The organism is Kitasatospora sp. NPDC059571 (genome assembly GCF_042735675.1).
Lineage (GTDB): Bacteria > Actinomycetota > Actinomycetes > Streptomycetales > Streptomycetaceae > Kitasatospora.
Genome location: NZ_JBHWBW010000484.1, coordinates 1 through 5,940, shown reverse-complemented (window position 1 = coordinate 5,940; position 5,940 = coordinate 1). Strand labels below are relative to the sequence as shown.

Sequence of the window (5,940 nt, the reverse complement as noted above, 5' to 3'; positions counted from 1 at the left end):
AGGCCGCCCACGGCGCCGAGGCGGTCCGCCGGGCCGCCGAGCTCAGCCCCGACGTCGTTCTGTTGGACGTCCGGATGCCCGGCATGGACGGGGTGGAGGCCACCCGCCGGATCGTCGCGGCGGGCGGGCGCTGCCGGGTGCTGGTGCTGACCACCTTCGACATGGACGAGTACGCGCACGCGGCGCTGCGGGCCGGGGCGAGCGGCTTCCTGCTCAAGGACGCGCTGCCGGAGGAACTGCTCGCCGGCATCCGGGCGGTCGCCGGCGGGGACGCGGTGATCGCGCCGAGCCTCACCCGGCGGCTGCTGGACGCCTACGCCCACCGGCTGCCGGGCGGCGGGCCCGCCGGCGATCCCCGCCTCGGCGCGCTCACCGACCGGGAGCGCGAGATCCTGCTGGCCGTCGGCCGCGGCTGGACCAACGGGGAGATCGCCGAACGCCTGGTGCTGGCGGAGTCCACGGTGAAGACCCACGTCGGCCGGGTGATGGCGAAGATCGGTGCCCGGGACCGGATCCAGGCCGTCATCTTCGCCCACGACCTCGGCCTGACCCGGGCCGCCGAGCCCGGCTGACGCCCCGCCACCGGTCACCGGGCCGCGACCCAGGCCGCCTGCCGTGCGGCCGGTGCGGGTCCCGAGCACGGGCAGGGGCACTGCGGCCGGACCGGCACCGGAGCGGTTCGGGCGGTGACCGCAGCCCGGCCCGGTACCGCCGTCCGGCCGAGCGGGGACGCCGGCGACCACGGCACCCGCTTCGCCCATTCGGCGGTGGCGACCACCGCTTCCGCGGGACGGAACGGGCGGCGGGTGCGCGGCGCCGGGCGGGCCTCCGGCGACCCCGGTCCGTCGGTGGCGGCCGCGGGGCCGGAGGACCTGACGGACCGGGGGACCAGGACGGTGCCGGGGGCCGTCCCGCGGTCGTCGAGAATTGGGGTGTTGACGCAGATCGAGGTGCTCATACCGACCTCCGCAGCAGTGCTGGTGGTGCCCTCGCGGCGCCGGCCGTCCGGCCGGTACCCGGGACCGCCGCCGGGGTCTCCCACCGGTCGGGCACCGGTCGGGCCGGTCGTCCCGCTGTCCACGCTAGGCGCCCGGGGGCCGCCGACCGTGGTACCCGGGGACGGAACATGCCGGCCCGGGTGGTACCGCGGTATCACGCCGTTCGCGTTGCGGTCGCCCGGGGGCGCCGTAGGGTCACAGCTGATGTCCACCACCACCGCGCCCCGCCGCGGCGCGGCCCCGAAGGCCCTGGCGCTCGCCGCCGGCCTCCTCCTGGCCGCGACCGCCTGCAGCTCCGCCGCGCCCGGGCTCTCCGCGGCCCCGTCGCCCGCACCCGGCAGTTCCACTGCTGCCGCCACCGGCCCGTCGGGCCCGGCCGCCGCACCGGCCGGCCTGCCCGGCATGCCGCCACTGCTCGACCCCCACGACCTGTACGCCGCGGACCGCCCCGGGCAACTGTCGTCCGCCGTGCAGGGCTTCCCGTCCCGCGTCTACGTGCCCAACACCGAGTCCGACACCGTCAGCGTGATCGACCCGGCCACCTACACGGTCGTCGAGACCCTGCACGTCGGCCGCCAGCCGCAGCACGTCGTGCCGTCCTGGGACCTCAAGACCCTGTGGGTCAACAACGACCTCGGCAACAGCCTCACCCCGATCGACCCGGCGACGGGCAAGGCCGGCGCCCCGGTCGACGTCCACGATCCGTACAACCTCTACTTCACGCCCGACGGCAAGTACGCCGTGGTGATGGCCTCGATGGATCGTCAGCTGGTGTTCCGGGACGCCCACACCATGCAGCAGGTCAAGGCCGTCCCGGTGGACTGCGCCGGGGTCAACCACGCCGACTTCTCGCCCGACGGCCGGTACTTCATCGTCTCCTGCGAGTTCTCCGGGCAACTGCTCAAGGTGGACACCGCCTCGATGACGGTGGTCGGCGAGCAGAGGCTGCCGATGGACGGTGCGATGCCGCAGGACGTCAAGATCTCACCGGACGGCCGCACCTGGTACATCGCCGACATGATGGCCAACGGCCTGTGGGTGCTGAACGGCGACACCTTCGCCACCCCCACCCTGCTGCCCACCGGCAAGGGCACGCACGGCCTCTACGTCAGCCGGGACTCCAAGAGCCTGTACGTATCCAACCGGGGCGAGGGCAGCATCTCCGTCCTGGACTTCGCCACCGGCAAGCCGAGGGCCAAGTGGCAGATCCCCGGCGGCGGCAGCCCCGACATGGGCGGCGTCTCCGCCGACGGCAAGGTCCTGTGGCTCAGCGGCCGCTACAACGCCGAGGTCTACGCCCTGTCCACCGACGACGGACACCTGCTCGCCCGGATCCCGGTCGGCAGCGGTCCGCACGGCCTGTGCGTCTACCCCCAGCCCGGCCGCTACTCCCTCGGCCACACCGGCGTCTTCCGCTGACGGGGTTGCCATCATGTGAGCGGAGCCGGCGGCCCGTACTGCTGCTGCCGCCCGCCGGCGGCACGGCGTGTCAGCCTCCGACACGCCGCACCGCCGACCGTTCGGCGTCCGTCACGTCACCGTGCCGCTGCCACGGCGTGGACGGGACGGCCGGGCGGGGTCAGGGCGTCGTGCCCCAGGTGTGGGCGACGTCGATGACCAGGCGGTTGTCGAGCTGGAACACCCGGAACGGGAGGCGGGCGCGGACGCCGAGGCCGATCTGGGTCTCGCCCTCGAAGCTGCCGGCGAAGCGGGTGTCGACGAAGGTGCGGTAGCCGCTCAGGTCGACGCCGGGCAGTGCCGCACCGACCCGGCCCGGGTAGACGCTCTGCCCGGTGGCCGGGTCGTAGGCGGCTGCGCCGACGACGATCTCCAGGACGGCGCCGCCGCGCACCGGGATCGGTGTGCCGGAGGCGGCCTGCTGGACGGCGTTGCCGGTCACGTAGTGCACCTGGTACGCGAGCGGATTGGCCGGCGAGGTGCCGGGGACGTCCAGCACCAGGCGGTCGAAGCACTCCTGGGCGCCCGAGCGGACGTTGGCGAGTGCCTGCGGCTGGTACGGGACGGCCCGGTCCTCCCGGTCGAGGCTGCCCCAGCCGGTCGGGCACACCGTGGCGGTGGTTGCGGCCGAGGCCGTCGGGATCGTGGTTGCCGCGGCCCCCGCGGCGAGTAGTACGGCAGCCAGTGCAGTGGTCCACCGACGCATCGTGTTCCCCCTCATTCACGCCGGCCCCCCGGCCGGCTCCGAAATGATCCACGCTCCGGCGCGCGGAAAGGTCACAGATGACTTCACCCGGGTCGTACCGGGCCGGCGACGGACCGACCCGGGCGGGGGAGTCCGTGCCTCCCGCCGGTCATCGCAGCCACGGTTGCGCTCATTCGTGAAGTGAACACAATCCGTTGCGGAACCGCCCGATGTCTCCAACCTATTGACGCCGTATCGCCCCGGTGCTTCACTCTCCACCGCAACGAGAGAGCGCTCTCAGTGCGCCGAGGACCTGCCCGAACCCCTCCCCATCCACCCACCCCAGGGAGAGCCATGTCCGTCACCCCGACCCGCCGGAGCCTGCTCCGCGGCGCGGCGGTCGCCGCCGTCCTGCCCGTGGCCGGCACCCTTGCGACCGGCTCGGCCGCCGCCGCGCCCGGCGCCCGCGACACCGCCGACCTGGGCGCCAACGTCCTGGTCTTCGACCCCTCCATGGGTGATGCGGCGATCCAGGCCCAGGTCGACGCCGTGTTCAAGATCCAGGAGTCCAACCAGTTCGGCACCGAGCGCTACGCCCTGGCGTTCAAGCCGGGCACCTACAACGTCGACATCAACGTCGGCTTCTACACACACGTGCTGGGCCTCGGCGCGAGCCCCGACGACGTCGTGATCAACGGCCACGTCACCTCCGACGCGCAGTGGTTCGAGGGCAACGGCACCCAGAACTTCTGGCGGGCCGCCGAGAACCTGTGCATCGCCCCGCCGGACGGCCTGGAGCGCTGGGCGGTCTCGCAGGCGGCCCCGATGCGCCGCACCCACGTCAAGGGCAACATGACCCTGTGGCCCAGCCCGCCCGGCAACCGCTGGTCCAGCGGCGGATTCCTCGCCGACAGCCTGGTGGACGGCCAGGTCGAGTCGGGTTCGCAGCAGCAGTGGCTCTCCCGCAACGACACCTTCGGCAGCTGGACCGGCGCCAACTGGAACATGGTCTTCGTCGGCACCCAGGGCGCACCCGCCCAGAGCTTCCCCAGCCCTCCGATGACCACCGTCGACCGCACCCCCGTCGTCCGGGAGAAGCCGTTCCTCACCGTCGACGCCCACGGCTCGTACCACGTCTTCGTCCCCGCGCTGCGCCGCAACTCCACCGGGACGACCTGGGCCGCCGGCAAGGCCGCGGGCCACAGCATCCCGCTGTCCGAGTTCCACGTGGCCCGGCCCGGCGACTCCGCCAGAACCCTCAACCGCGCCCTCGCCCAGGGCCGGCACCTGCTCTTCACTCCGGGCATCCACCAACTCTCCGCCCCGCTGCAGGTGTCCCGGCCCGGGACCGTCGTGCTCGGCCTCGGCCTGGCCACCCTGCAGGCCGTCAACGGCAACGCGCTGGTCGAGGTCGCCGACGTGGACGACGTGTCCGTCGCCGGCCTTCTCCTGGAGGCCGCCTCGGCAGGCTCCCCGGTCCTGCTCCGGGTCGGGGACGGCCGCAGCCGGAAGAACCACTCGAGCCGCCCCACCGCGCTCTTCGACGTCTTCGCCCGCGTCGGCGGGGTCCTGCCCGGCGGCACCGAGGTCGGCATCCGGATCGACAGCAACGACGTGATCGTGGACCACATCTGGGTCTGGCGCGCCGACCACGGCCTCGACGGCAGCGTCGGCTGGGCCGTCAACCCCGCCGGCACCGGCTTCCTCGTCAACGGCGACCGGGTCACCACCTACGGCCTGTTCGTCGAGCACTTCCAGAAGTACGAGGTGCTCTGGAACGGCAACCACGGCCGCACCTACTTCTTCCAGAACGAGCACCCCTACGACGTCCCCACGCAGTCCGCCTGGACCCACCGCGGGACCCGAGGCTACGCCGCCTACAAGGTCGCGGACTCCGTCACCGACCACCGGGCCTGGGGCCTGGGCAGCTACTGCTACTTCAACCTGCAGGCCGACATCTACGCCGACCGGGCCTACGAGGTCCCCGACACGCCCGGCGTCGTCCTGACCGACCTGATGACCGTCTGCCTCAACGGCCCCGGCGGCGGAGGCATCCTGCACTGCATCAACAACAGCGGCGATCCGGTGCAGAACGGATTCGGGACCTACTTCATGAGGAGCTACTCGAACGGCGCTGCCGTGGTCTGACCCGCTCCCGGGGCGGTGACCGGGCCTCCCGGCACCGCCCGCGCGCGGCACCTCCGCGCCGCGGTTGGATGCCCGAGCGAGCCGCGGGTCCACGCCTCCGGCTCACCGGGCATGTCGCTGCCGCCCGCGAGCTCCGGCGCCGCACCCACCTCGACCCCGCCGGCACGGCAGTGGCTCCCCGTGCCGGCGGGGCCGCCCTGCTTGCCGATCGCCCCGCCGTCCCGGCCGACGCCGGCCGCAGGCGCGGTCAGATGCCCTGACACAGAGGGAACTTGCCGAGATGCTCACGGGATCACCTTTCCCGTGCTTCCTCTTGGCCGTCCCGTCGGCGGCTGCTACCGTCCTGGAACTGAGAGCGCTCTCACCGGGCGTTGCACCTCCGCGCCGCGCCCACCTGCACCCCACCCGGCACCGTCGAGCGCGCTCCACCCCCACCCCCACGCGTCCCTGCTCCGGCCCGCAGCGCCGCCCCGGCGCTCCCGCCCGTACGGCCTCCACCCCCCCCTGGAGCGTCCACCCGGGCCCACGCGGTCCGGTGCGGCGATGCACGCCACGAAGGAGAAGGCCGTGCCTTCTTTCCGCGCGATTCCGGTTCCGGCCCGTGCGATGCGCGGCCGCCGTTCCCGGCGACCACCCGGTCGCCCCTGACAC

Annotated in this window: 4 protein-coding genes; 3 read left to right on the top strand and 1 reads right to left on the bottom strand. The window is 73.5% G+C overall.

Going from position 1 to position 5,940, the window contains the following annotated elements:
* Both ACFV0G_RS33510 and ACFV0G_RS33505 read left to right on the top strand, forming a co-directional pair.
* Positions 1-572: response regulator (locus ACFV0G_RS33510; RefSeq protein WP_380556146.1), on the top strand; the 572-nt coding region annotated here is incomplete at its 5' end.
* A gap of 630 nt (positions 573-1,202) precedes the next feature.
* Positions 1,203-2,417 (top strand): hypothetical protein, encoded by a 1,215-nt coding sequence (locus ACFV0G_RS33505; protein WP_380556144.1) that lies wholly within the window; start codon positions 1,203-1,205, stop codon positions 2,415-2,417.
* A gap of 160 nt (positions 2,418-2,577) precedes the next feature.
* Here the strand turns inward: ACFV0G_RS33505 and ACFV0G_RS33500 are convergent, their stop codons facing one another.
* Positions 2,578-3,162 carry a hypothetical protein gene (locus ACFV0G_RS33500; RefSeq protein WP_380556142.1) on the bottom strand — a complete coding sequence of 195 codons (585 nt, stop codon included), beginning with the start codon at positions 3,160-3,162 and terminating at the stop codon, positions 2,578-2,580.
* Positions 3,163-3,495: 333 nt separating this feature from the next.
* Between ACFV0G_RS33500 and ACFV0G_RS33495 the strand changes: the two genes are divergently transcribed.
* Complete coding sequence (locus ACFV0G_RS33495) at positions 3,496-5,289, top strand: adenylyl cyclase (RefSeq protein ID WP_380556140.1); 1,794 nt, start codon at positions 3,496-3,498, stop codon at positions 5,287-5,289.
* The last annotated feature ends 651 nt before the right edge of the window (positions 5,290-5,940 follow it).

What these genes read in the sequence shown, in the direction of transcription:
- ACFV0G_RS33495 (WP_380556140.1), top strand. Translation starts at nt 3,496, where the DNA reads ATGTCCGTCACCCCGACCCGCCGGAGCCTGCTCCGCGGCGCGGCGGTC.
- ACFV0G_RS33500 (WP_380556142.1), bottom strand. Translation starts at nt 3,162, where the DNA reads ATGCGTCGGTGGACCACTGCACTGGCTGCCGTACTACTCGCCGCGGGG.
- ACFV0G_RS33505 (WP_380556144.1), top strand. Translation starts at nt 1,203, where the DNA reads ATGTCCACCACCACCGCGCCCCGCCGCGGCGCGGCCCCGAAGGCCCTG.